This window comes from Paraburkholderia sp., from assembly GCF_034668105.1.
Taxonomy (GTDB): domain Bacteria; phylum Pseudomonadota; class Gammaproteobacteria; order Burkholderiales; family Burkholderiaceae; genus Paraburkholderia.
Genome location: NZ_JAXDPY010000187.1, coordinates 1 through 25,277 on the forward strand (window position 1 = coordinate 1; position 25,277 = coordinate 25,277).

Here is a 25,277-nt window from a genome sequence, read left to right on the forward strand (position 1 = left end):
CAGGTCATTGCAGGGGCATTCAGCGAGCGCAACGTACGACTTCGAAAGGGCTGCCGCGCGATGCTCCCACATCATGTCTCGATCGCCTTCAATCATATGATCAAAATCCGACGAAGACGATGGTCTCAGCCGGGCCAGTTCCAGCGCAACGTCAAGAGGCAGTAACTAAGTTAATTCAAGGATGTTTAAGGCGCAGCTTAGGACTTTAAAGCCTCGTTTCAATAACATTGGGAAACCGAACGTCCCAGTGAGTTCTGTCGTCTGAAATTAGGAACCGGTCAGTTCACAACACTATGGCACATCGTCGCGGGCCGCGACGTCAAATACGGGGATGGTCTCACCAGCGAAGACGCGACGATTACGTCCAGGTAGCAACGCTCAAATGAGCATGCAAAGAAAACTTCAACAACGATAGCGTGAACGAAAAATTTCGCGAGCAATGGACCCGCTGTCGGTGCGATTGATTTTTCCCTGAACGATTGTTCGTGATGCGCCATCGTTTTCAACTTCGTGCTGGTCAACCCATGCTACAGAAGGAGCCGAATCGTGAAAATCTATCTGATCTCTCTGGGAGCCGGAATTCTGGTCGGCATCATCTATTCACTGCTTGGCGTGCGTTCACCGGCACCGCCCGCGGTGGCGCTGATTGGCCTGCTGGGCATGCTGATCGGCGAACAGGTGCTGCCTCCGGTCAAGCGCGTGATGGCCGGCGAACCGGTGACGACTGCGTGGTTTCGCAGCGAGTGCGTGCCCAGAATTACGGGCACTCCACCGAAAGCGCAGACGGCGGCTCAGGCCGGGCAGGACACTAAAGCGGACGGCCAGTAAAGGAAGGCTAGCGAGCGCCACATTCCCTGCGGCTGCCAGGTTCATCCGATCGGCCCAAGCCACGCCCGCCGAAGAAAATCTCTCCAACTCGCGGGCGAGCGCCATACTTGCGGCCGGCCATTGGAGTCATTGAAGAGAATCCACCTACGGCAATCGCTCCGTTCGAAGCTACCTTGGAGAAAGCAATTAAAAGGAAACTTGAGAAAACGTGAACGAGCCTCTATAAACGCGGACGGCAAGCAGAAGACACGGGCAAAAAAAAAGGCGTCACGTTGCCGTGACGCCTTAAAAAGTTCTAGCCATTCCGAGGGCCGTGCTAGAACCTGAGAGACGGTATTCGAAAGCGGACCCGGCGCCCGACGCTGGATGCAGAATTGACACTGCGGAGACTGTTACGGGGGACTGTTACAGGCACTCGACCAGACACTCCGCGGGCCACGGTGGATTCGGAATTTCAAATGCAGAATCCGGAACCGTCTTTCGAAATGAGATTCCATTTTTTATGGTTACGCTGACTAAGTCAAGCAAAATCTCAAACGGCGCCGTTCGTTGCGGAAAAATATTCCGATACAATGAATCTTAAGACGAAAGCGCACCGCACGCCCTACTTCGGGGCTTCCGCCATGCTCTTGCGGAACGATTGCCGGCAGCCAACAGAACAAAAACTGAAATATAGTTCCAAAAAAACTATGAACCGACCCACGCCCTCACGAACCCCCGCAACCCTTGCCAAACACAAACACGGCTCCGGCGACGAAGTCACCGCGCTGGCGCGTGGTTTGACCGTGCTGCGCTCGATCGCCGCCGCCGACGGACCGCTCAGCAATCGCGAGCTGGCCGAGCTGACCGGCATTCCGAAACCCACGGTCTCGCGAATCACCGCTACGCTCGTCGGCGCCGGCTTCCTGTTCCGCTTGCCCGAAAGCGAGCGCTTCGTGCTGACATCGTCGGTCCTGGAGCTGAGCAACGGCTTTCTGCGCAACTTCGACATTCGGGCCCGCGCGCGCCCCTTCCTGATCGAACTCGCCGAACGCACCGCGTTGTCCGTGCATCTGGCCGTACGCGACCGCCTCGACATGGTGGTGATCGACGCGATCCGGCCACGCTCGGCCGTGCTCGTGTCGCGCCTCGAAATCGGCTCACGCATGAATCTTAGCCGCACGGCGGTGGGCCGCGCCTACATGGCGGCACTCACCGAATCAGAACGGGAAAAATTGCTGATCGGCTTGCAGGCCGCCGAAGGCGACGACTGGAGTCACGTCAGCAGCCGTCTCACCAGCGCCCTACGGGAAACCGAGGAACAAGGCTTCGCGATCGCGACGGGCGAATGGTACAACGGACTGAATGCCATCGCGTCGGGGTTCGTCGGCCCCTCGGGCGAACGCTACGCGGTCAATTGCGGCGGCTCCGCGGATCAGTGCCCGCGCGACTGGCTGATATCGCGCGCCGCGCCAGCCCTGCTCGAATGCATCAGCAATATCGTGCTCGAGATCGGCGGCACCCCCGGTCGCCGGCTGGACAACTGAAACGCGCAGACGGCCGGCGGAATCGGCATTCCAGTTACGTTGTGATTCTGTAACCTTCGTAATCAAAAGAAAAATACATTGGTGGACTGTTACAGAGCCCGCAACGTAGGATCTTGCTTTTCCTGTCGCGGGGCGCTCGCCGGGCTTGCCGACATCATCCTTTAATAACGGTCCGGCCGACCTGCATGATGCCGCATTGCGTTAACATCTTTGTCCCTCGCCTCGGGTAGCATCGCGTTGAACATGCGCGGCGCGCCTGCTGTCGAAACCGCCTGTCATGCCGCCTGCGTGCCGGTCCGCCGAATTATCGAAGCGGCAAAATCGCACGAGCGGCTCACATCAAAGCCAGTCACCTGACCGAACGATGGACGAACAACAAAAGCATCCGGAAACCTCACGCCCTACCCCGCCGGCCTCCCAACCCGGTAGTTCGCAACCCTCCGCGTCCGGAAAGCCCGCTGGCGGTCCGGGATACCCGCCGCTTGAACCGGTAAGCCATCGCGGGCGCAACATCGCGCTGATCGTGGCGGCGCTGGTCATCCTCGGGATCGTGCTGTGGCGCTGGCATCCGTGGGGCGGTCCCGGCGGCGGCGCGAGCGGAGCCGCCGGCGCAGGCGGTGCAAGCGGCGGCCATGCGGGCCGGGGAGGCCGCGGGGGTGCCGGCCTCGCCAACATGGCGCAACCGGTTCATGTGGCGAGCGCCACGCAGGGCGAAATGCCGGTGGTGCTCACCGCGCTCGGCACGGTCACGCCGCTCGCCAGCGTCACCGTGCTGCCGCAGTTGAGCGGCGTGCTGCAAGACGTCTATTTCAAGGAAGGTCAGATGGTCAAGAAGGGCGACGTGCTCGCCCAGATCGATCCGCGTCCCTACCAGATCTCGCTGGAAAACGCGCAAGGCACCCTCGCGCGCGACCAGGCGTTGCTGCAAACCGCCCGCCTCGACCTGAAGCGCTATCAGACGCTGCTCTCGCAAGACTCGATCGCGAGCCAGCAGGTCGATACCCAGGCCTCGCTCGTGCGGCAGTATGAAGGCACGGTGAAGTCCGACCAGGCGAACATCGACACCTTCAAGCTCGACCTGATCTATGCGCGCATCACCGCGCCGGTGTCGGGGCGCGTCGGGTTGCGCCAGGTCGATCCGGGCAACTACGTGACGCCGAGCCTGACCAACGGCCTCGTCGTGATCACGCAGTTGCAGCCGATCAGCGTGATCTTCACGACCTCCGAAGACAACCTTCAGCAGATCCTCCAGCAGACCCAAACGGGCGCGAAGCTGTCGGTCACCGCCTATGACCGCAGCAACACCACCTCGCTCGAAGGCGGCTCGCTCGAAACGCTGGATAACCAGATCGATACCACCACCGGCACCGTCAAGCTGCGCGCCACGTTCCAGAACGACAGGAACGTGCTGTTCCCGAATCAGTTCGTGAATACGCGCCTGCTCGTGGACACGATCAAGGACGCGGTGATCGTGCCGACGCCGGCCGTGCTCAATGGCTCGATGGGGCAGTTCGTGTATGTGGTGAAACCGGACAATACGGTGACCGTGCGTCCGGTCAAGATCGGTCCGGTGGACGGCGAGCGCACCAGTATCAAATCCGGCCTGCAGGTCGGCGAACGCGTCGTGATCGACGGTTCGGATCGCCTGAAGGAAGGCGCGAAAATCACGATTCCGGCCGACAAGCCGCGCGGCGCTTCGGGCGCGCGTGGAGCAAGCGGCGCGGCGGCTGCGTCGGGCGCTTCCGGCGCACAGGGACATCATCGCAAACACGCGGCGCAAGCCTCGGAATAAAGGCACGGCCACTATCGCATGAATCCATCCCGCGCCTTTATTCTGCGTCCTGTCGGCACTGCGCTGCTGATGGCGGCGATCATGCTGGTCGGTCTCGTCGCGCTGCGCTTTTTGCCGCTCTCCGCGTTGCCCGAGGTCGACTATCCGACCATCCAGGTGCAGACCTTCTACCCGGGCGCGAGCCCGGATGTGATGACGTCTTCCGTCACCGCACCGCTCGAACGCCAGTTCGGGCAGATGCCGTCGTTGAACCAGATGTCGTCGCAAAGCTCGGCCGGCTCGTCGATCATCACGCTGCAGTTCAGCCTCGATCTGCCGCTCGATATCGCCGAGCAGGAAGTCCAGGCCGCCATCAACGCCGCGGGCAATCTGCTGCCGTCCGATCTGCCCGCGCCGCCGATCTATGCCAAGGTCAACCCTGCCGACGCACCGATCATCACGCTCGCGATCACCTCGAAAACGCTGCCGCTCACCCAGGTGCAGGATCTGGCCGACACGCGTCTCGCGCAGAAGATCTCGCAGGTGGCGGGTGTGGGTCTCGTGAGCCTGTCAGGCGGTCAACGGCCGGCCGTGCGGATTCAGGCGAATCCGCGCGCGCTCGCCGCGTACGGGCTGAATCTGGACGATCTGCGCACCACGATTTCGAACCTGAACGTCAACACGCCGAAGGGTAACTTCGACGGCCCGACGCGCAACTACACGATCAACGCGAACGACCAGCTGACCGACGCCGAGGCGTACAAGAGCGCCGTGGTCGCGTACAAGAACGGCCGCCCGGTCATGCTGACCGACGTCGCCACCATCGTGCAGGGCGCGGAGAACACCAAGCTCGGCGCGTGGGTCGACAATACGCCGGCCATCATCCTGAACGTGCAGCGCCAGCCGGGCGCCAACGTGATCCAGGTGGTCGACAGCATCAAGGCACTGCTGCCGCAACTGCAGCAGTCGCTGCCCGCCGCGCTCGACGTGCAGATCGTCACCGACCGCACCACCACGATCCGCGCTTCCGTGCGCGACGTGCAGTTCGAGCTGCTGATGTCGGTCGTGCTGGTGGTGCTGGTGATGTACCTGTTCCTCGCCAACGTCTACGCCACCATCATCCCAAGCCTGTCGGTGCCGCTCTCGCTGATCGGCACGCTTGCCGTGATGTATTTGTGCGGGTTCTCGCTGGACAACCTGTCGCTGATGGCGCTGACCATCGCCACCGGCTTCGTGGTGGACGACGCCATCGTGATGATCGAGAACATCGCGCGCTATGTCGAAGACGGCGAATCGCCACTGGAAGCCGCGCTGAAAGGCTCGAAACAGATTGGCTTCACGATCATTTCGCTCACGGTTTCGCTGATCGCCGTGCTGATTCCGCTGCTCTTCATGGGCGACGTGGTTGGACGCCTGTTCCATGAATTCGCGATCACGCTGGCCGTGACGATCGTGATCTCGGCCATCGTCTCGCTCACGCTCGTGCCGATGATGTGCGCGAAGCTCCTGCGCCACACGCCGCCGCACGAGAGCCACCGGTTCGAAGCGAAGGCCCACAATGCGATCGACTGGGTCATCGCACGCTATGCGGTCGCGCTCACCTGGGTGCTGAACCGGCAACGCTCCACCCTGTTCGTCGCGCTGCTCACGCTGGTGCTGACCGGCGTGCTGTACGTGTACATTCCGAAGGGCTTCTTCCCGGTGCAGGACACCGGCGTGATCCAGGCGATCACGCAGGCGCCGCAGTCGGTGTCGTATGCGTCGATGGCCGAGCGTCAGCAGGCACTCGCCGAGCAGATCCTGAAGAATCCCGACGTGGAAAGCCTCACCTCGTTCATCGGCGTGGACGGCAGCAACATTACGTTGAACAGCGGCCGCATGCTGATCAACCTGAAGCCGCGCGACGACCGCAGCAACACCGCGAGCCAGGTGATCCGCCAGTTGCAGCAGGACGTGGCGCATATTCCGGGCGCGTCGCTGTACATGCAGCCGGTGCAGGATCTGACCATCGATTCCACCGTCAGCCCGACGCAGTATCAGTTCATGCTGACCGACCCGAACATCGGCGAATTCACCACCTGGGTGCCGAAGCTGGTCGACCGCTTGAAGCAGTCGCCTGAACTGGCCGACGTGGCGACCGATCTGCAGGATAACGGCCAGTCGGTCTACATCGAAATCGACCGCGCCACGGCATCGCGCTACGGCATCACACCGGCTACCGTCGACAGCGCGCTCTACGACGCGTTCGGCCAGCGCATCATTTCGACCATCTTCACGCAGTCGAACCAGTACCGCGTGATTCTCGAAGCGCAGCCGCAGATGCAGCATTACACCGAGTCGCTGAAGTCGATCTATCTGCCCTCCTCCACGTCCTCAGGCGGGCAGGTGCCGCTGTCGTCGATCGCGCGCTTCATCGAAAAGCCCGCGCCGCTGCTGGTCACGCATTTGAGCCAGTTCCCGGCCACCACCGTCTCGTTCAACCTCGCGCCCGGCTCGTCGCTTGGCGCGGCGGTGAAAGCGATCGACCAGGCAGAGAAGGATATCGGGCTGCCGCCGTCGTTCCAGACGCGCTTCCAGGGCGCGGCTCTCGCGTTCCAGGCGTCGTTGTCGAACGAACTGTTCCTGATCCTGGCGGCGATCGTCACGATGTATATCGTGCTCGGCGTGCTGTATGAAAGCTTCATTCACCCGATCACGATTCTGTCGACGCTGCCCTCGGCCGGCGTCGGCGCCTTGCTGGCGCTGCTGATCACCGGGCACGATCTGGACATCATTGGCATTATCGGCATCGTGCTGCTGATCGGTATCGTGAAGAAGAACGCCATCATGATGATCGACTTCGCGCTCTACGCCGAGCGCGAGGAAGGCAAGCCGCCGCGTGAGGCGATCTATCAGGCCTGTCTGCTGCGCTTCCGGCCGATTCTGATGACCACGCTCGCCGCGCTGCTCGGCGCGCTGCCGCTGATGCTCGGCACCGGCGCCGGTTCCGAACTGCGCCGCCCGCTCGGTATCGCGATTGCCGGCGGTCTGATCGTCAGCCAGCTGCTCACGCTGTTCACCACGCCGGTGATTTACCTCGGCTTCGATGCGCTGGCCCGCCGCGCGCGCGAGCGGTTCCATCGCGGCGATGCGTCGAAAGGCGCGCCCCCGCCCGCCACCGATGCGGGGAACTAGGCGATGAACCTGTCGCGCCCGTTTATCTCCCGCCCGGTCGCCACCACGTTGTTGGCGATCGGCATTGCGCTGGCCGGTAGTTTCGCGTTCACCAGGCTGCCGGTCGCGCCGCTGCCGCAGGTCGACTTCCCGACCATTTCCGTCCAGGCCACGTTGCCGGGCGCGAGCCCGGACACCGTGGCGACGAGCGTGGCCAGTCCGCTCGAGCGGCATCTCGGCTCGATCGCCGACGTCACCGAAATGACCTCGCAGAGCTCGGTCGGCTCGACCCGCATCACCATGCAGTTCGGCCTGAACCGCGACATCGACGGCGCCGCGCGCGACGTGCAGGCGGCCATCAACGCCGCGCGCGCCGATCTGCCGGCGAGCCTGCGCAGCAATCCCACGTACCACAAGGTGAATCCGGCCGACGCGCCGATCCTGATTCTCGCGCTCACGTCGAAGACGCTGACCGCCGGCCAGTTGTACGACTCGGCGGCCACCGTATTGCAACAGTCGCTCTCGCAAGTGGATGGCGTGGGCGAAGTGGATGTGAGCGGCTCGGCCAATCCGGCGGTGCGTGTCGAACTGGAACCGAACGCCCTGTCCCACTACGGTATCGGCCTCGAAGACGTGCGCGCGGCGCTCGCCGCCGCCAACGCGAACAGCCCGAAAGGCTCGATCGAGTTCGGTCCGAACCGCGTGCAGATCTATACCAACGACCAGGCGAGCAAGGCCGCGCAGTATAAAGACCTGGTCATCGCGTACCGGAATGGCTCGGCGGTGAAGCTGTCCGACGTGGCGGAAGTGGTCGATTCGGTCGAGGATCTGCGCAACCTGGGCCTCTTCAACGGCAAACGTTCGGTGCTGGTGATTCTGTACCGCCAGCCCGGCGCGAACATTATCGACACGATCGACCGCGTAATGGGGATGCTGCCGCAGTTGCACGCGTCGCTGCCGGCCGACGTCGACATCGCGCCGGCCGCCGACCGCTCCACGACGATCCGCGCGTCGCTGAAAGACACCGAGCGCACCTTGATCATTGCCGTCGTGCTGGTCACGATGGTGGTGTTCCTGTTCCTGCGCAACTGGCGCGCCACGTTGATTCCGAGCGTCGCCGTGCCGATCTCGATCATCGGCACGTTCGCCGCGATGTATATGCTCGGCTTCTCGATCGACAACCTGTCGCTGATGGCGTTGACGATCGCGACCGGCTTCGTGGTCGACGACGCGATCGTGGTGCTGGAGAACATCTCACGGCATATCGAAAACGGCGTGCCGCGCATGCGGGCCGCGATCCTCGGCGCGCGCGAAGTCGGCTTCACGGTGCTGTCCATCAGTATTTCGCTGGTGGCCGTGTTCCTGCCGATTCTGTTGATGGGCGGCATTGTCGGGCGGCTGTTCCGCGAGTTCGCACTGACGCTGTCGCTGGCGATCGGCGTGTCGCTGATCGTCTCGCTGACCTTGACGCCGATGCTGTGTTCGCGTTTCCTGCGCGAGCCGCACGAGAAAAAAGAAGAAGGACGTTTCGGCCTCTGGCTCGAACGCGGCTTCACGTCGATGCAGCGCGGTTATGAGCGCACCCTCGGCTGGGCGCTGCTGCATCCGCGTCTGATCGTGACGATTCTGCTGTTGACGATCGGACTGAACATCTGGCTGTACGTCATTGTGCCGAAGGGCTTCTTTCCCCAACAGGACACGGGCCGGCTGGTCGGCGGCATCCAGGCCGACCAGAGCACGTCGTTCCAGGCGATGAAAGGCAAGTTCGCCGAGATGATGAAGATCGTCGGCGAGAATCCCGCGGTCGACAGCGTGGCCGGTTTCACTGGCGGCCGCCAGACGAACTCGGGGTTCATGTTCGTTTCGTTGAAGCCGAAGAGCGAGCGCAAGCTGTCCGCCGACCAGGTGATCCAGCAACTGCGCGCCCCGCTCGGCGATGTGGCCGGCGCGCGGACCTTCCTGCAGGCGGTGCAGGACATTCGCGTGGGCGGCCGGCAATCGAACGCGCAATATCAGTTCACGCTGCTGGCCGATTCCACGCCTGACCTGTATCTGTGGGGACCGAAACTTACCGAGGCGCTGCAAGCGCGCCCCGAACTCGCCGACGTGAATTCCGACCAGCAGCAGGGTGGTCTCGAGGCGATGGTGACGATCGACCGCGCGAGCGCGGCGCGTCTCGGCATCAAGCCGGCGCAGATCGACAACACCTTGTACGACGCGTTCGGCCAACGCCAGGTCTCGACGATCTACAACCCGCTGAACCAGTATCACGTCGTGATGGAAGTCGCGCCGAAGTACTGGCAGAGTCCGGACATGCTGAACCAGATTTACGTCAGCACCTCGGGCGGCAGCGCGAGCGGCGCGCAGACCACCAACGCGCCGGCCGGCACGGTGACTGCGCAGACTCCCGCCACGGCCAGCACCAGTGCGACGACGGGCGGCACGGCGGGCACGACGGCGTCGAGCGTGGCGAGCATCGCGGCCGACTCCGCGCGCAACCAGGCGATCAATTCGATTGCGGCGAGCGGCAAGTCGAGTGCATCGTCGGGCGCGGCGGTGTCGACGTCGAAGGAAACGATGGTGCCGTTGTCGGCGATCGCGAGCTTTGGGCAGGGGAATACGCCGCTGTCGGTGAATCACCAGAGCCAGTTCGTGGCGTCGACGATTTCGTTCAATTTGCCGCCGGGCGTGTCTTTATCGACGGCCACGCAGGCGATTTACGACACGATGGCGCAGCTCGGCATGCCGGGCACGATCCATGGGAGCTTTCAGGGGACGGCACAGGCGTTCCAGCAGTCGATGTCCGACCAGCCGATTCTGATTCTGGCCGCGTTGGCGGCGGTGTATATCGTGCTGGGGATGTTGTATGAGAGCTATATCCATCCGCTGACGATTTTGTCCACGCTGCCCTCTGCGGGTGTGGGGGCATTGCTGGCATTGCTGCTGTTCAAGATTGAGTTCAGCATCATCGCGCTGATTGGGGTGATCTTGCTGATCGGTATTGTGAAGAAGAACGCGATCATGATGGTGGACTTTGCGATTGAAGCCTCCCGGCAGGGGTTATCGTCGCGGGATGCGATTTTTCAGGCTTGCATGCTGCGGTTCCGGCCGATCATGATGACGACGTGTGCCGCGTTGCTGGGGGCGTTGCCGTTGGCTTTCGGGCGTGGCGAAGGGGCTGAGTTGCGGGCTCCGCTGGGGATTTCCATTGTGGGTGGGTTGATTGTGAGTCAGATGCTGACGCTCTATACCACGCCGGTGGTTTATCTTTATATGGATCGGATTCGGGTAAGGTGGGAGAGGAGGAAGGGTCGGAGAGCCGGGATGGCGGCACAATGATGGTCTTTTTTGCCATGCGGTGATTGGGCTGTTTGCCTACGGCGTTGGGCTTTTCTTGATCTGGTTGCCTGCTCGGCGCTTGTTGGGCTGTGCTTTTATGGCGTGGGCCTTTCCTTGATTTGTTATTGGATTATTAGCGTCGCCCCTGTGCGGGGCAGGCACCTACTTTTCTTTGCCTGCCGCAAAGAAAAGTAGGCAAAAGAAAGCGGCTCAAACCGCTAGTTCTTAAGCGGGTCCCCCGCACAGTCGCGGTAGTGGTGCATCTGGAATCTGTGTTCTCGCACATTCGATGTTAGTGACCAGGCAGTCATACTTCCCGTTTCGCACTACGTGCTCGCCGGAAGGGTCGATCATCGGGGCTGTGGCTTCGTTTGTGTGGTGGGATAGCGAACCTTGCGCCAGCGTGTCAAATTGCGTGAGCGCGTAACGTAGCAACGGGGTTTCGAAGTACCCTTCGGCGCGCATGGCGCCGCCGGAAGTATGACTGCTGTGTCACTGACGCGAAGTGTGCGAGAGCCCCGATTCCAGATGCACCGCTGCCCCCTCCAAGCCAGGGGACCCGCTTAAGAATTAGCGGGGTGAGCCGCTTTCTTTTGCCTACTTTTCTTTGCGGCAGGCAAAGAAAAGTAGGTGCCCGCCCCGCACAGGGGCGACGCTAATAGACCAATATCAATTCAAGGAAAGGCCAAAAAATCAGATCAACGAGAGGCCAACGCCGTAGGCACACAGAAACAACAACCGCTGCGCGGGCAAAAAACCTCACCCCTGCCGGAGGCAATACTCTGCTACAGCATCCAGCACAACCTCATCCTCACCAACAGCCACAGCACACCGAATCTCGACACCGGAATACAACCCGCGACAGCGCTCAATCACGTCCGGCAGATCCTTCCTGACATGCCCACCCTGCCCAAAAAAAACCGGCACAACGGTGACAACAGAACACCCGTCGGAGACAAGCTCCCCCACAGCCGCAGGCAAATCCGGCTCCATCAACTCAAGAAAAGCCAACAAAACTGGCCCAGCGGCAGCATCAACCCCGCGCGCAGCGCGAACCTTCTCGACGAGCCTCTCAAACGGCTCACGCCACCGCTCATCTCTCGCGCCATGCGCAAACAGCACCATCCCATGCGTAGCCATGCCCACGGCTCCTAATGCCGATCAACCCACTTCAACCCAACCAGCCCCAACACCAGATAAACCAACCCGGGCGTAGCCGCCGTCAACGGCGCAGGCCACGTATTCAACGTGCCAATATGCGAGAACAGCGTATTGAACAGCTGAAAACTCATCCCCAGCATAATCCCGCCGAAAACCTTGACCCCCACCACGCCGGCACGCGTATGCAAATACGCAAACGGCAACGACAACACCAGCATCACAAACACCGCAAACGGATATAGCAACTTGCGCCACAGCGCAATTTCATACCGCTGTGTGTCCTGATGATTCTCGGTCAAATGCTGGATATAGCGGAACAGGTTGAACATCGACATCCGGTCCGGTGACACCAGCAGCACCGACAAGATCTGCGGCGTCAGTTCCGAGCGCAGCGAATATTCCGGCAACACCACCTGTTTCGCGCGATACACCGGATTCAACGCATCGGCCGGCGTGCCCGGAGGCGGGGGCACGTCGATCAGTTGCGTATCCGTCACGCCCGTCAGTTGCCAGTGCCCCGGCGGCTGATACTTTCCGCTTTGAGCAATCCGCACGTTCGAGAGCCGGAACTTTGAATCGAATTCGTAAATCCGTACCTTGCTGATCGTCGCGTCCGGCTTCAATTCGCCGACGTTCACGAAACGCGTGACCTGCTCGCCGTCCGCGCGCGCCGTGAGCGTGTCCTTCACCCACACACCCGACTCGAAATTGCTCGATACCGAGGACCCCAGCGCTTCGAGCCGCACGCGTTCCGACAACTGATCTGTGTACGGTCCGATCACTTCGCCGATGATATAAGTCAGGATCACCAGCGGAATGCCAATCTTCATCAGCGAGCGCAGCGCCTGATTCGTGGCGAGGCCGGATACGCGGAAAATCGTGTACTCGGAGTTCGCCGCCATCTGCGCGAACACGTAGATCGCGCTGATCAACGCGGCGACCGGAATGATTTCGTAAAAGCGCGACGGCGTTTGCAAAGCAACCCGCAGTACCGCGTACTGGAACTTGTAGTTGCCGTGGCCGACGGAGTTCAGTTCGTTGATCAGGTCGAAGAAGAAGAACAGACCCGAAAACGCGAACAGAATAAAGATGAACGTGAGATAGATCTGACGCGCAAAGTACCTTTCATAGATGCGCATCGGTCAGGCCCCCTGCGAACGGCTGAACATCGCCCGCGTGAACAGCGGCCGGTTGCGCACGCGCATCCAGAAGATGAACGCGACGATCACCGCGACAATGATATGCAGGCCCACCAGCCCAACCCCGAACGACATCTTGCCTTGCTCGATCCACGACTGCACCACGTTCAACAAATTCGAATACGTCAGGTAGATCAGAACCGCCATCACCAGATTGATCGTGCGGCTGCGTCGCGGATTCTGGTGCGCGAGCGGAATCGCCAGCAGCATCAGGTTGATCGCGATCAGCGGCAGCCCCGCGCGCCACGCGAATTCGGCGAGGTTGTCCTTGGTCGGATTGCGCAGGAGCGTGAGCGTAGGCAAGCCGGTGGTAGTCGGCGTATTGACGACCGGCTGACTCTGGATCTTCACACCATAGCGTTCGAATTCCATGATGCGGAAGTCGGGGTGCCCCGGTTCGCCGTCATAGCGGCGGCCGTTTTCCAGTACGACGAAGCGATCACCGTTTTTGTGCGTTTCGGTGTGGCCGGTTTTCGACACGACCACGTTGACCTTGCCGTTTTCCGTGCTGGTCACGAACACGTTCTCGACGCGCGCCTGGTCGGGCGACATCTTCTCGATGAAGAATACGCGGTGGCTAGTGGCCGATTCGCGGAATTGACCCGGCGCGAGCAGTGAAACCTCGTCGCGCTGCTGGAAACGCGCGCGAATCAGCTTGCTCTGCTGATTCGACCAGGGCCAGCCGACGAACACGAAAAACATGATGAGGATGATGATCGGCGTGGCGAAAATACCGATCGGTTTGATGAAGCGGGTCAAACTGACACCCGAGGCAAGCCAGACGACCATCTCGGAGTCTTTGTACCAGCGGGTCAGGACGAACAGAATCGACACGAACAGGGTCGCGACGAGCATGATGGCGATGTAGCCGATCACGGTCAGGCCGATCAGGACCAGCACGTCGCGCGGATCGATCTCGCCCGACGCGGCGAAGCCGACGATGCGGATCATCATCGTCGTCAACACGAGCGTGAGCAGAACCATGAACACGGCACCAGCCGTATACGCGAGTTCGCGCTGGAGGGAGCGTTCGAAGATCATTATTGATGATGAGAGGGGGCGCTCTCAGTGGCACGCGGTATGTTTCCCGTCACGCCTCCGGTGCAGCCGCCGCAGGAAAAATAGCGGATAATTGCGGCTTTCATCCTAAGCCCAGACTTTATCCGAGGACAAGCGCGATGGACTTTAGCATAAAAGCCTGTGATTGGACCAAAGGCTCGTCAAACGGTTTCCTGACCGGGAAATCCGATTGCATCGTAATCGGCGTGTTCGAGTCGCAAACTCTCGCGGGCGCCGCGCTGGAGATCGACGTGGCCACCCAGGGCCTGCTGACCCGTGTCATCAAGGCCGGCGACATGGACGGCAAGGCGGGCACCACGCTGTTCCTGCACGAAGTCTCCGGCATCGGCGCCTCGCGCGTGCTGCTGGTCGGCCTCGGCAAGCAGGATGCTTTCAATCAGAAAGCCTACGGTGAAGCCGTTCGGGCTGCATGGCGCGCACTGCTTGGCACCAAGATCGTCCAGGTCACCTTCACGCTCGCCCAGCTGCCGATTCTCGAGCGCTCGGCCGATTGGGGCGTGCGCGCCGCGATCCTCGCACTGCGCGAACTGACCTACAAGTTCACGCAGATGAAGAGCAAGCCGGACAACTCCGCGCGCGCGCTGAAGCGCATCGTCTTCAGCGTCAACACCGGCGACGAGAAAGCCACCAAGCTCGCGGCCAGGCAAGGCGCCGCGCTCGCCAACGGCATGGACCTGACGCGCGATCTCGGCAACCTGCCGAGCAACGTCTGTACGCCGACTTACCTCGCGAACACCGCCAAGAAGCTCGCCAAAGACTGGAAGCTGAAGGTCGAGGTGCTCGGCGAAAAGCAATGCGAAGCGCTGAAGATGGGCTCGTTCCTGTCGGTCACGGCCGGCTCGGTCGAACCGGCCCAGTTCATCGTGCTGCAGTACCACGGCGGCTCCGCGAAGGCCGCGCCGGTGGTGCTGGTCGGCAAGGGCGTGACGTTCGACACCGGCGGCATTTCGCTCAAGCCGGGCGAAGGCATGGACGAGATGAAGTACGACATGTGCGGCGCCGGTTCGGTGCTGGGCACGTTGCGCGCGGTCGCCGAAATGGGCCTGAAGATCAACGTGGTCGGCATTATCCCGGCGGTTGAGAACATGCCGTCGGCTACTGCCACCAAGCCGGGCGACATCGTCACCAGCATGAAGGGCCTGACGATCGAAGTGCTGAACACAGATGCCGAAGGCCGCTTGATTCTGTGCGACGCGCTGACTTACGCCGAGCGCTTCAAGCCAGCAGCGGTGATCGACATCGCCACGCTCACGGGCGCCTGCATCATCGCGCTGGGTCATCACAATAGCGCTCTGTTCTCGAAAGACGACGCGCTCGCGGGCGAATTGCTCGACGCGTCGCGCGAGGCGTCCGACCCCGCCTGGCGCCTGCCGCTCGACGACGAGTATCAGGATCAACTCAAGTCGAACTTCGCGGACTTCGCCAACATCGGCGGCCGTCCGGCGGGCAGCGTGACCGCGGCGTGCTTCCTGTCGCGCTTCACTGACGCGTATCCGTGGGCGCACCTGGACATCGCCGGCACCGCATGGAAGAGCGGCGCGGCGAAGGGCGCCACCGGCCGCCCGGTGCCGTTGCTCGCGCAGTTCCTGATCGACAGGGCCGCTGACGGTCGCGCTGCACAATGACGCATTGCAGTAACGTTGCGGCCGTAGCGGTGGACGTAAAGCGGAGCCGCCGATGACGAGAATCGATTTTCATTCGAACGTCGGCGATTCGCTGCTGTATGCGTGCCGCCTCATTCGCAAGGCGTATCTGGCCGGCCAGCCCACCATCGTGCTGGCCGAGCCCGACCGCCTGCGGGCTTTCGACGAGCAGTTGTGGACGTTCTCACCGCTCGACTTCGTGCCGCACTGCATGGCGGGCACCCCGCTCGCCGCGCAAACGCCGATCGTGCTGGCGTCCAGTCTCGATGATGTGCCGCACCATCAGGTTCTGCTCAATCTCGGCGCCACGGTGCCGGCGCAATTCGCGCGCTTCGAAAGGTTGCTGGAAGTGGTCGGTAACGCACACGAGGAACTCGCGGCGGGCCGCGAACGCTATCGTTTCTATCGCGATCGCGGCTATGCTTTGAACAACTACAAGCAAGGCAGCTAGGTCCCATTCCGCCCGCGTCGCGCGGTGTTTTGTCGTACGGATTCGCGCGAGCGCGGCCTGCTTCAGCATGGACTCAAACACGGAGAGTGCACGTGTCCGATCCTCACGATAGTTCGATCCCGGTTCTGCACGAGATTCTCGTACCGGGCAATCCTGCCCAGGCGCGCACTGCGTCGAGCGACGCGGGGGCGCCGGCTGCGCAGCCGGTGTCGGATCCCGAGGCCGGGGAAATGCCGGTCTTCGCACCGGAACCTAGCCACGAGCCTGAGCCGGTGCTTGCGCCCGAATCTTTGCACACGCGGGAGGAGCCGACGCTCGCGCCGGAACCCGCGCATGGGTCAGCGCAGGCGCATCCGGCGGACCCCGCGCATCCGAGAAAACGCTCGCGGGCGCACCACGGCGCCGACCATCGGCATGACCATGAGCGGGCGTTGCATCAACCGGCCGTGGTGCCGTCCGCAGGCGTCTTCGACCGAGCCGAGCCGCATGCGCCGATCGAAGCAGGCGCGATCGTGCCCCCGGATCTCGCGCACGAAATATCCGCACAGTTGCAGTCGAATCTCGATGCGGATGTCATCGCCGAACGTCTGCGTGGACGGTTCGCGGGTTTTCTGACGGGCGAAGGGCGCGGCATCATCGAGGCACGCTGCCGCGATGCGTTGCAGGATCACACGTCATGGCTAGTCAACCAGATCACGCGCGAAGTGGCGTTGGCGCTGGAGACCGAGTTGACAGGCTGGGTCAGGGAAGCCGTCGATCAGGAGCTTGCGCGGCGCTCGGACAGCGTTTGATCGTGAGCAGAGAGCGCGCCTTCAGCCGGGCGCTCTCTCCACGCTCGACAAAGCGCGTTCGTGTGAGTGTTTCATTTGAGCGGTCCTCTTTTGAGGGCTCTTTTGAATGTCCTTATTCGAGCGCTCTCATTTCAGCGTCAGCACCCAGTTCGCCAGCGTAGCCGCCTGATCGGGTGTGAGTTGCGTATTCGCGGGCATCGGCACCGGGCCCCACACGCCCGTGCTGCCATCCAGAATCTTGTGCTTCAGATAGGCGGCGGCATCTTCGCGGCCGGCATACTTCGCGGCGACGTCACGCAGCGCCGGTCCCATGAAGGGTCGCGTTACCGAGTGGCAGCTCATGCAGTTCTGCTGCTGGGCAAGCGCCAGGCCCGTGGGGGCCTGGGCGTGCGCCGCCGGACTGCCGACGCTTAACATAGCGCTTAGCACACCCGCCGCTGCAAGCGCTGCATACGACATTGATTTCATTCTGGTCTCCGTCGGTGCAAGTGCCCGACTCGTGGTGGACGCATTATAAAAGGAAAGGGGCGCACGGTTTCCCGTGCGCCCCTTTGCGCTTTTACGTAGCTTTACCTACCTTTAAGTCGCTTTATGCAGCCTAGGCAGCGTAGGTAGCTTATGCAGCCCCGAGCGGCACTTCAGATCCGCCCCGTTGACGGAGGCGACTCAAAAGCGTGCTCGCTGCCCGCTCAACCCGACACCGCGCCCTTGTTGGCGGGCAGCGCCAACGCGGAATACTTGGCCAGCACACCACGCGTGTAACGTGGCTTCGGCGCCTGCCATGCCGCGCGGCGGCGTTCGATTTCGGCCTCGTCCACGTTCAGTTGCAACAGCAGCTTGTGCGCGTCGATGGTGATCGAATCGCCTTCCTGCACGAACGCGATCGTGCCGCCCACGAACGCTTCCGGCGCGACGTGACCCACCACCATGCCCCACGTGCCGCCCGAGAAGCGGCCGTCGGTAATCAGGCCGACGGTTTCGCCGAGCCCCTTGCCGATGATCGCCGAGGTGGGCGCGAGCATTTCCGGCATGCCCGGGCCGCCCTTCGGGCCGAGGTAACGCAGCACCACCACGTCGCCGGCCTTGACCTTGTCGGCGAGGATCGCTTCCAGCGCGCTTTGTTCGTCGTCGAACACGCGAGCCGGGCCGGTAATGACCGGGTTCTTCAGGCCAGTGATCTTGGCCACTGCGCCGTCGACGGCCAGGTTGCCCTTCAGGATCGCGAGGTGGCCTTCCTTGTACAGCGCCTGTTCGATCGGGAAAATCACCTGCTGATCAGCGCGCGGCTTGCTCGGCACGTCCTTCAGTTCTTCGGCGATCGTCTTGCCGGTGATCGTGATGCAGTCGCCGTGCAGCAGACCCGCGTCCAGCAGGATCTTCATGACTTGCGGAATGCCGCCTGCCTTGTGCAGATCGGTCGCCACGAACTGGCCCGAGGGCTTCAGGTTGCAGATCACCGGCACTTTCTTGCGCATGCGCTCGAAGTCTTCAATAGTCCATTCCACTTCAGCCGCGTGCGCGATGGCGAGGAAGTGCAGCACGGCGTTGGTCGAACCGCCCGTCGCCATGATCACGGCCACGGCGTTTTCGATCGACTTCTTCGTCACGATGTCACGCGGCTTCAGGTCCTTCTTGACCGCTTCGACCAGCACGCGTGCCGATTCGGCGGCCGAGTCGACCTTTTCCTGATCCGGATTGGCCATCGTCGACGAGTACAGCAGCGACATGCCGAGTGCCTCGAACGACGAGCTCATCGTGTTGGCGGTGTACATGCCGCCGCACGAACCCGTGGACGGGCACGCGTTCTTTTCGACCCCTTCGAAATCTTCCTGCGACATCCGGCCTGCCGTGAATTCGCCGACTGCTTCGAACGACGACACGATGGTCAGGTCGGTGCCCTTCCAGTTGCCCGGGCGGATCGTGCCGCCGTACACGTAGATGCTCGGCACGTTGGCGCGCAGGATGCCGATCATGCCGCCCGGCATGTTCTTGTCGCAACCGCCGATCACCACCACGCCGTCCATCCACTGGCCTTGCACGCACGTCTCGACACAGTCGGCGATGACTTCGCGCGACACCAGCGAGTACTTCATGCCTTCGGTGCCCATCGACATGCCGTCCGAAATCGTCGGCGTGCCGAAGATCTGGGGATTCGCGTCGGCGCCCTTGACCGCGGTGACCGCTGCGTCAGCCAGACGCTGCAGGCCGGCGTTGCACGGCGTGATGGTCGAGTGGCCGTTGGCGATGCCGATCATCGGCTTGTCGAAGTCCTCCTTCTGATAGCCGAGTGCGTAATACATCGAGCGGTTCGGTGAACGCGCCACGCCTTGCGTGATGTTTTTCGAGCGACGGTTGTATGCCATGGGGAACTCCAATCTGTTTTGTTTTGGCCCGTGCAGCGTGTTCGGGGCTCAGTGTTGCCGCAAAGGCGGTAACTGCATTGCCAATGCGTCGCCGGCGGCTTCGGCCGGTGCGTCAGTCCAGTTTAGTTCCGACGCGTCGCGCAAGGATGCAGTTTTGCGAAACGTGTGTCCAATATATTATTTAGCCTTGATTAGGTCGTAAAATGTATTAATCATGCTGCCTGCCATTCCTGATTTGCGCCAGTTGCGCTATTTCGTGACCGTCGCCGAAGAAAAGCACTTCGGTCGCGCGGCCGCGCGCCTTTCCATGACGCAGCCGCCGTTGTCGCAGGCGATTCGGGCGCTGGAGGAGACCCTCGGCGTCGCGTTGTTCGCGCGGACCAAGCGCTCGGTGGAACTCACGCCGGTGGGCGCCGACCTGCTGCCCGAAGTGCGGCGCCTGCTGGCGAGTGCCGAGGGATTGAAGCCGCTGGCGCAGAGCCTTGCCCGAGGCGAGGCGGGGGTGCTGTCGCTGGCCTTCGTCTCGACGGCCGATTACGGCCTGCTGCCGCTGTTGCTGCGCGATTTCGGCGCGCGCCGTCCGCGAGTGCGGCTCGAATTGACCGAAGCCACCAGCGACGTGCAGATCGACGAACTGGTGGCCGGGCGCATCGACGCGGGCCTCGTCATCGCGCCGCTGCCGTCGCGCCACGCCACGCAGCTGTCATGGCTGCCGATCGCGCGTGAGCCGCTGGTGATCGCGATGTCGTCGGAGATGGCGGCCCGTTTGGGCGGCGCAGGCGGGTCTGACACGCGGATCAACGCAACAGCCGACGTGAAAGCCGACGCAAAAGCCACCGCCGGGCGGCACGACAACTCGCGACCCGAGTGGCTCGATACGCCGATCAGCCTGCGCGACGTCGCCGACGAACCGCTCGTGATCTTCCCAAGACGGTTGGCGCCAGGCTTTTATGACATCATTATGGATTGCTACGGCGTGGCGGGGCTGGCGCCCCACATTGGCCAGGAGGCGATCCAGATGCAGACGATCGTAAGCCTCGTGTCGGCCGGAATGGGTGTCGCACTGGTGCCGCAATCGCTGCGTAATCTGCGTCGCACCGGTGTAGTCTACCGGCCGCTCTGCGAAGCGGTGCCGGCGATCGAGACGGGGCTGGTCTGGCGCACGGCGGAGGTGAGCCCGGTGTTGGCCGGCTTCATCGAGATCGTGCGAGCGCATGCGGCCGGCGCCGGGGCGCAGTACGTGGCGCCTCTTAGTTAGATTCGGCACGGCCGCGAACGCATTGCAAGCCGAACCATCCAACGCATGCGCCGCATGATGCGCAAACCGCTGGCTGCTACCCGAAATCCATTAGAAATCCGCTTCTGAACCTGAACTGCCCATAACAACACGATGCTCATTCACCCGAATTTCGACCCCGTTGCCATTCATCTGGGGCCGCTCGCCGTGCGCTGGTATGGACTCATGTACCTCGTTGCGTTCATCGCGGCGATCGTCGTCGGCCGGCTGCGACTGCGTTTGCCGTACGTTGCGGCGCAAGGCTGGACCGCGAAGGATATCGACGACATGCTGTTCTACGGCGTGCTCGGTACGATTCTCGGCGGCCGGCTCGGCTATGTGCTGTTCTACAAGGCGAGTTTTTATTTCGCTCACCCGCTCGACATCTTCAAGGTGTGGGAGGGTGGCATGTCGTTTCACGGCGGTTTCCTCGGCGTGACGCTGGCGATGGTGCTGTTCGCGTATCAGCGCAAACGCTCGTGGCTGCAGGTCACCGATTTCGTCGCGCCCATGGTGCCGACCGGGCTCGCGGCAGGGCGCCTCGGCAACTTCATCAACGGCGAGTTGTGGGGCCGTGTGACCGACCCGTCGGCGCCGTGGGCGATGCTGTTTCCTGGCGCCGCGCCGGACGACGCCGCGTGGCTCACCGCGCATCCTCAACTGGCCGCGCAGTGGCATTTGAACGAGGTGTTCGCGCAATATCACATGCTGCCGCGTCATCCGTCGGAGTTGTATGAGATCGCGCTCGAAGGCGTCGCGCTGTTCTTCGTGCTGTTCTTCTTTTCGCGCAAGCCGAAGCCGCTGGGCGCGATTTCCGCGGTCTTCCTGATCGGCTACGGCCTCGCACGCTTCACGGTGGAATTCGCGCGTGAGCCGGACGACTTCCTTGGCTTGCTTGCAATGGGCCTCTCGATGGGCCAATGGCTCTCGCTGCCGATGATCCTCGCGGGTATCGGGATGCTGGTGTGGTCCTATCGCCGTGCGCGGCGCGAGCCGGCGCAAGCGATCGGCGCGAACTGAGCGCTGCGGCTTATCGTACGGGTAAGTTTCCAGGTGTCGACGCGCCGCGAAGCCGGCGCGGTCCATTAGCGCAAACTGTCCCTTACGTTTTATCGTCGTGGGCAACCTTAGTAAAAAGCCACGGCATGCCGTGGCTTTTTACTTGCTCCTTGATTGCTTCAACGCAAGCACATCTCACGTAGAACGCGTTACTTCATCTGCACCGAGCCCGACACGTTGACCGTCACGGTCGACGTACCGCCTTCGAGCGGTACCGGCGCGGATGCCTTCGCATCGGCACCCATGGCACGTGCACTCATCATCATCATCGGACGCGGCATGACGCCGTTGTGCCCAACGTTGACTTCGCGAATCGAATAGCCGCTATAGCCAAACGCTTGCGCCGACGAAGCCGCCTGCTCACGGAAGGACTTGATGGCTTCACCGGTGAGCTTCTGCTCAGCAGCGCGCTGCGCTTCAGGCGACAGCGAGAACTGCACATTGCCGACCTGCATGATCGATGCCATCTGGCCCGCGAGTTTCGACGCCGCGGCGAAGTCGTGCGATTCGAGCACGACTTCCGTGCGGCCGCGCCATGCGGAAATGCGGCCGTCACGATCGGTGGACGGGTAGATCGAGAAGGAACCGGTGCGGGCCGTCACACCGTTCACACTCCTGGCTTTTTGCAGCGCTGCATCGGCGCGTTGATTCAGCGTGGAAGTCAGTGCGGACGGATCGCTGGCTTCCTGTTCGTAGAACAGCGTGATGTCGACGACGTCTTGCGGCACTTCCGAACTCGCCTGTGCATTCAGCGACAGTACGCCCGCGGGCTGATACTGTGTCACGCTCTGCGCGCGGGCCATGGCCGGCGCGAGTGCGAGCGCGGCAGGGGCAGCGCATACGAGTGCGAGAGCGAGTGCACGTGCGGTGTTTTTCGTCATTCCTGGACTCCTTGCTTGATCAGTGGTGCACGATTGAAGCGAACGCGTGCGATGGCACGACGTTTGCGAGTCCGTTAGGCGCTTGTAACCTTAGCTTGGTTCCCTAATTTGACGTTTGCCTTTCCCACGCGCGGATTTTGCGCATGATTCACGCGCCATTCAAGCGACAGCGGGTCTTGTGCGCGAAGGCACCGTCAAACAAGACGTTTGGTGATGAAGCGCCATTCGGCTTCGGTCACCGGCGTGATCGACAGGCGGTTGCCTTTGGCGAGCACGCGCATGTCCTTTAACTCCTCATGCTCACGCAACGCGGCAAGCGGAATCAACGGGATCTTCTTCTTGAACACCACATCAACCAGCAGCCAGCGCGGCGTTTCCTGCGACGACTTCGCGTCGTAGTAGGGACTTTTCCTGTCGAACTGAGTCGGGTCGGGATAGGCCGTGGACGATACCTCCGCGAGCCCCGCAATGCCTGGCTCGGGACAACTCGAGTGATAGAACAGCACACCGTCGCCGACCTGCATCATGTCGCGCATGAAGTTGCGCGCCTGATAGTTGCGCACGCCAGTCCACGGCAACGTGTGATGCGGCGCGTGGGCGAGATGGTCGATGCTTGCTTCGTCCGGTTCGGACTTCATTAGCCAGTAGCGCATGAATCGAATTGAACGTTAAGAGGTTGAAGATGCAGGAAGAAAAATCGAGGCCCAAAGAAAAAACGGCACCGAACCGAAGTCCGATGCCGTTTGAATGGGTCCCCGCCTTAGCCGCTAGGCCGGCATCCTGAACCGGGGGTTCAGAATTGGTCGCAGTTAGCAGCACTTCGGGTACATCAGACAGAGTGACGCGCACACCCGTGCTACAAATTTCCACAACCGTGCACATGGCATTGGTTCAAGGAATATATGACCTTGGCGAACCAGGCAGGGAAGTCAAACCGATTGAATTCAAAACGTTTGCATGAGTCTTCGCCCATGCACTTCGCTTGAATCCGCAGCCGATCTCAGGACCGGCTACAAGATACTTACTGCATGCTGTACTGCTGAATCACAGTACCCAGTTGTTCGTTCATTTGATGCATTGTACGCCGGATTTCTTCTGCGGGAAATGCTTCTCCGTGCCGCACGCTCGTTTGCAGCTTAAGCAGTTCCGATGCCAGCGACAGCGCAGCCATGACGGCAATGCGATCCGTGCCGCGCACATTGCTATTGTTGCGGATCTTCGACATCTCGGCGTCGACACGTGCAACCGCTTCGAGCAGCGCGCCTTCAGTTTCGGGCGAGCAGGCAAGGCGATAGGGCACGCCGAGAATCGAGACTTCGATCTGCTTGGTGGTCATGCATTTTCTCCGTGGCGGGTGACGTCGCTCTCCGCTTCGACCTCATGCGGCGCGGTCTCGAGCAGATCGAGCTGATTGTCCGGCTCGTTGTGCGCGCGAGCCCGCGGCAGCTTTTCGAGGATCGCATTCAGGCGCACCTGCGCGTCGTCGATCTTTGCCGACAGCGCGTCGCGTTCTGCTTGCAGGACATCGCGCTCCTCGCGCATCAACACGAGTTCAGTGCGTGTGGCCTCTGCTTCGGCACGCGTTTGAGCGAGCTGATCTTCGAGCGCGAGCCGCGCTTCATTGTGGCGCTGGCTGATCGCGATCAGCTTGCCGATATTTTGTGAAAGTGTTTCGAGTTCGGTGAGCATCTGCTGCGTCCTCTAAAGACATCGCATTTTAGCGCGGAATATCGCAGGTTCCGACAATTGTCTCGTTTCGAGACGTAACAACATCGCTTTGTGCAGGCTTTTATCGACCTTATGATGAAAAACGATGCGGGCATCGGACAATAACCTGCACTTAACAGAACGGATCGCGTGCAGATCAACCATTCTTGACGGACCCGAAGGCCACTCCTAAACTGGCCGCACTTTGGCGCCCCGGTGCTTTCCAAAGTGCGCTCAGTGCGGTGCGCACGTTCGGCTGCGTTCTGTTGAACGGAAAGCAGGACACGCCGTTCGCATGACCGCGCGAACCCGTGCTGTCCTCGCGACGGTAAGCGAGCGCATTCGGCATGCAGCACGCAGATCGATTCTGATCGCGTGTTTTGAAGCTTAACGTGCGAGTGTGCCACTGCGCGCCACGCGTGGGAAGACGGAATCGATGTGTCGCCAGCCCGGATGTCGGCCATAGGGCGCGGGACGTCCCAGCGCAAACGTAAAACAGTGCGGGTGCCTCGGCGGGTGTCTCCGCGGGTGTCTCACTACGCATCGGCCAGCGGCGAAGCGGACCGGGCACGCTACCCACGACTCGAATACGTTGGCGTTGACCGCAAAAATAGCAGCGGTACGCTGAGCGGCCATGGTGTGGAATCTGCCGGCGCACGACAAAATCAAGAAGGCGTGGTACGTGGCCGCGCAAATCCAGAACCTGTTGAACAAGGACTATGAAACGGCCTACTCGTATCACTCGCCGCGGCGCGGTGCGTATGTCACGGTCGGTTGGCCGTAGCCGTGACGAACGTATTTCCATGAGAACGTGCCGATGAGCCGCAGCTCGAGTCCGCTGCCCACCACTACCCTGCGCGTGATGAGTGCGAAGCGCGCGGCCGCGATCTGGCTCGTGCTCGCGGGAATCGCGCTGCTGGTGCTGCTGGCGTCGCTCGCGCTCGGCAGTGTGTCGCTGGCGCCCGCGCGGGTAGTGGCGGCGTTGCTGCCGGCCCATGCCGCGCATGTCGAGTCCGCCGATCTCGCCGGCGAAATCGTGCGCACGCTGC

Annotated in this window: 19 protein-coding genes, 1 other RNA gene, 2 pseudogenes and 1 riboswitch; of the genes and pseudogenes, 12 read left to right on the top strand and 10 right to left on the bottom strand. The window is 61.9% G+C overall.

Annotated features, from left to right (window positions below):
- Positions 1-546 precede the first annotated feature (546 nt).
- The 5 genes from QOC89_RS08835 to QOC89_RS08855 all read left to right on the top strand — a co-directional run bounded on the left by QOC89_RS08835 (position 547) and on the right by QOC89_RS08855 (position 10,617).
- Positions 547-828, top strand: a complete 282-nt coding sequence (locus tag QOC89_RS08835) for a XapX domain-containing protein (protein WP_323044677.1) — start codon at positions 547-549, stop codon at positions 826-828.
- Positions 829-1,517: 689 nt separating this feature from the next.
- The gene (locus QOC89_RS08840; RefSeq protein WP_323044678.1) at positions 1,518-2,354 is read left to right on the top strand and encodes an IclR family transcriptional regulator; all 837 of its coding nucleotides are present in this window, start codon (positions 1,518-1,520) and stop codon (positions 2,352-2,354) included.
- A gap of 364 nt (positions 2,355-2,718) precedes the next feature.
- Complete coding sequence (locus tag QOC89_RS08845) at positions 2,719-4,146, top strand: MdtA/MuxA family multidrug efflux RND transporter periplasmic adaptor subunit (protein ID WP_323044679.1); 1,428 nt, start codon at positions 2,719-2,721, stop codon at positions 4,144-4,146.
- 18 nt (positions 4,147-4,164) lie between these two features.
- A complete protein-coding gene (locus tag QOC89_RS08850) occupies positions 4,165-7,299 on the top strand; it encodes an MdtB/MuxB family multidrug efflux RND transporter permease subunit (protein WP_323044680.1) in 3,135 nt (1,044 codons plus the stop codon).
- Positions 7,300-7,302: 3 nt separating this feature from the next.
- Positions 7,303-10,617 (top strand): efflux RND transporter permease subunit, encoded by a 3,315-nt coding sequence (locus QOC89_RS08855; protein WP_323044681.1) that lies wholly within the window; start codon positions 7,303-7,305, stop codon positions 10,615-10,617.
- A gap of 759 nt (positions 10,618-11,376) precedes the next feature.
- Here the strand turns inward: QOC89_RS08855 and QOC89_RS08860 are convergent.
- Genes QOC89_RS08860 through lptF form a run of 3 tightly spaced genes read right to left on the bottom strand, consistent with a single transcriptional unit; the run spans position 11,377 to position 14,018 of the window.
- Complete coding sequence (locus tag QOC89_RS08860; RefSeq protein ID WP_323044682.1) at positions 11,377-11,757, bottom strand: CbiX/SirB N-terminal domain-containing protein; 381 nt, start codon at positions 11,755-11,757, stop codon at positions 11,377-11,379.
- 11 nt (positions 11,758-11,768) lie between these two features.
- The gene (lptG, locus tag QOC89_RS08865) at positions 11,769-12,917 is read right to left on the bottom strand and encodes an LPS export ABC transporter permease LptG (protein WP_323044683.1); all 1,149 of its coding nucleotides are present in this window, start codon (positions 12,915-12,917) and stop codon (positions 11,769-11,771) included.
- Positions 12,918-12,920: 3 nt separating this feature from the next.
- Positions 12,921-14,018: an LPS export ABC transporter permease LptF gene (lptF, locus tag QOC89_RS08870; RefSeq protein WP_323044684.1), complete on the bottom strand. Its 1,098-nt coding sequence runs from the start codon at positions 14,016-14,018 to the stop codon at positions 12,921-12,923.
- Between the two features lie 137 nt (positions 14,019-14,155).
- On the opposite strand from lptF, the gene QOC89_RS08875 reads away from it, so the two are divergent.
- From QOC89_RS08875 to QOC89_RS08885, 3 genes are all read left to right on the top strand, one after another.
- Positions 14,156-15,682, top strand: a complete 1,527-nt coding sequence (locus tag QOC89_RS08875; RefSeq protein WP_323044685.1) for a leucyl aminopeptidase — start codon at positions 14,156-14,158, stop codon at positions 15,680-15,682.
- 52 nt (positions 15,683-15,734) lie between these two features.
- Complete coding sequence (locus QOC89_RS08880) at positions 15,735-16,151, top strand: DNA polymerase III subunit chi (protein WP_179736663.1); 417 nt, start codon at positions 15,735-15,737, stop codon at positions 16,149-16,151.
- Between the two features lie 92 nt (positions 16,152-16,243).
- Positions 16,244-16,942, top strand: coding sequence for a DUF2486 family protein (locus QOC89_RS08885; RefSeq protein ID WP_323044686.1), 699 nt, complete (start codon positions 16,244-16,246; stop codon positions 16,940-16,942).
- A 126-nt stretch (positions 16,943-17,068) separates the two neighbouring features.
- Here the strand turns inward: QOC89_RS08885 and QOC89_RS08890 are convergent, their stop codons facing one another.
- Together QOC89_RS08890 and ilvD are read right to left on the bottom strand one after the other, a co-directional pair.
- Complete coding sequence (locus tag QOC89_RS08890; RefSeq protein ID WP_323044687.1) at positions 17,069-17,410, bottom strand: c-type cytochrome; 342 nt, start codon at positions 17,408-17,410, stop codon at positions 17,069-17,071.
- Positions 17,411-17,631: 221 nt separating this feature from the next.
- Positions 17,632-19,305, bottom strand: coding sequence for a dihydroxy-acid dehydratase (ilvD, locus tag QOC89_RS08895; RefSeq protein ID WP_323044688.1), 1,674 nt, complete (start codon positions 19,303-19,305; stop codon positions 17,632-17,634).
- 214 nt (positions 19,306-19,519) lie between these two features.
- On the opposite strand from ilvD, the gene QOC89_RS08900 reads away from it, so the two are divergent.
- Positions 19,520-20,563 carry a LysR family transcriptional regulator gene (locus tag QOC89_RS08900; RefSeq protein WP_323044689.1) on the top strand — a complete coding sequence of 348 codons (1,044 nt, stop codon included), beginning with the start codon at positions 19,520-19,522 and terminating at the stop codon, positions 20,561-20,563.
- Between the two features lie 132 nt (positions 20,564-20,695).
- Positions 20,696-21,601, top strand: a complete 906-nt coding sequence (gene lgt / locus QOC89_RS08905; RefSeq protein ID WP_323044690.1) for a prolipoprotein diacylglyceryl transferase — start codon at positions 20,696-20,698, stop codon at positions 21,599-21,601.
- A gap of 188 nt (positions 21,602-21,789) precedes the next feature.
- On the opposite strand, the gene QOC89_RS08910 is transcribed toward lgt, so the two are convergent.
- From QOC89_RS08910 to QOC89_RS08930, 5 genes are all read right to left on the bottom strand, one after another.
- Positions 21,790-22,521, bottom strand: a complete 732-nt coding sequence (locus QOC89_RS08910; protein WP_323044691.1) for an SIMPL domain-containing protein — start codon at positions 22,519-22,521, stop codon at positions 21,790-21,792.
- Positions 22,522-22,715: 194 nt separating this feature from the next.
- Complete coding sequence (locus QOC89_RS08915) at positions 22,716-23,174, bottom strand: EVE domain-containing protein (RefSeq protein WP_323044692.1); 459 nt, start codon at positions 23,172-23,174, stop codon at positions 22,716-22,718.
- Positions 23,175-23,269: 95 nt separating this feature from the next.
- Positions 23,270-23,451, bottom strand: a non-coding RNA gene (gene ssrS / locus QOC89_RS08920) — 6S RNA.
- Positions 23,452-23,542: 91 nt separating this feature from the next.
- Complete coding sequence (locus QOC89_RS08925) at positions 23,543-23,857, bottom strand: cell division protein ZapA (protein WP_064269037.1); 315 nt, start codon at positions 23,855-23,857, stop codon at positions 23,543-23,545.
- Positions 23,854-24,210, bottom strand: coding sequence for an ATPase (locus QOC89_RS08930; RefSeq protein WP_323044693.1), 357 nt, complete (start codon positions 24,208-24,210; stop codon positions 23,854-23,856). The genes QOC89_RS08925 and QOC89_RS08930 overlap by 4 nt, the downstream gene beginning before the upstream one ends.
- Before the next feature lie 241 nt (positions 24,211-24,451).
- Positions 24,452-24,708: riboswitch (cobalamin riboswitch) on the top strand.
- Positions 24,709-24,831: 123 nt separating this feature from the next.
- Here QOC89_RS08930 and QOC89_RS08935 point away from each other — a divergent pair.
- Both QOC89_RS08935 and QOC89_RS08940 read left to right on the top strand, forming a co-directional pair.
- Positions 24,832-25,012, top strand: a pseudogene (locus QOC89_RS08935) (hypothetical protein); the annotation flags it as partial.
- Between the two features lie 33 nt (positions 25,013-25,045).
- A pseudogene (locus QOC89_RS08940) lies at positions 25,046-25,277 on the top strand (iron ABC transporter permease); the annotation flags it as partial.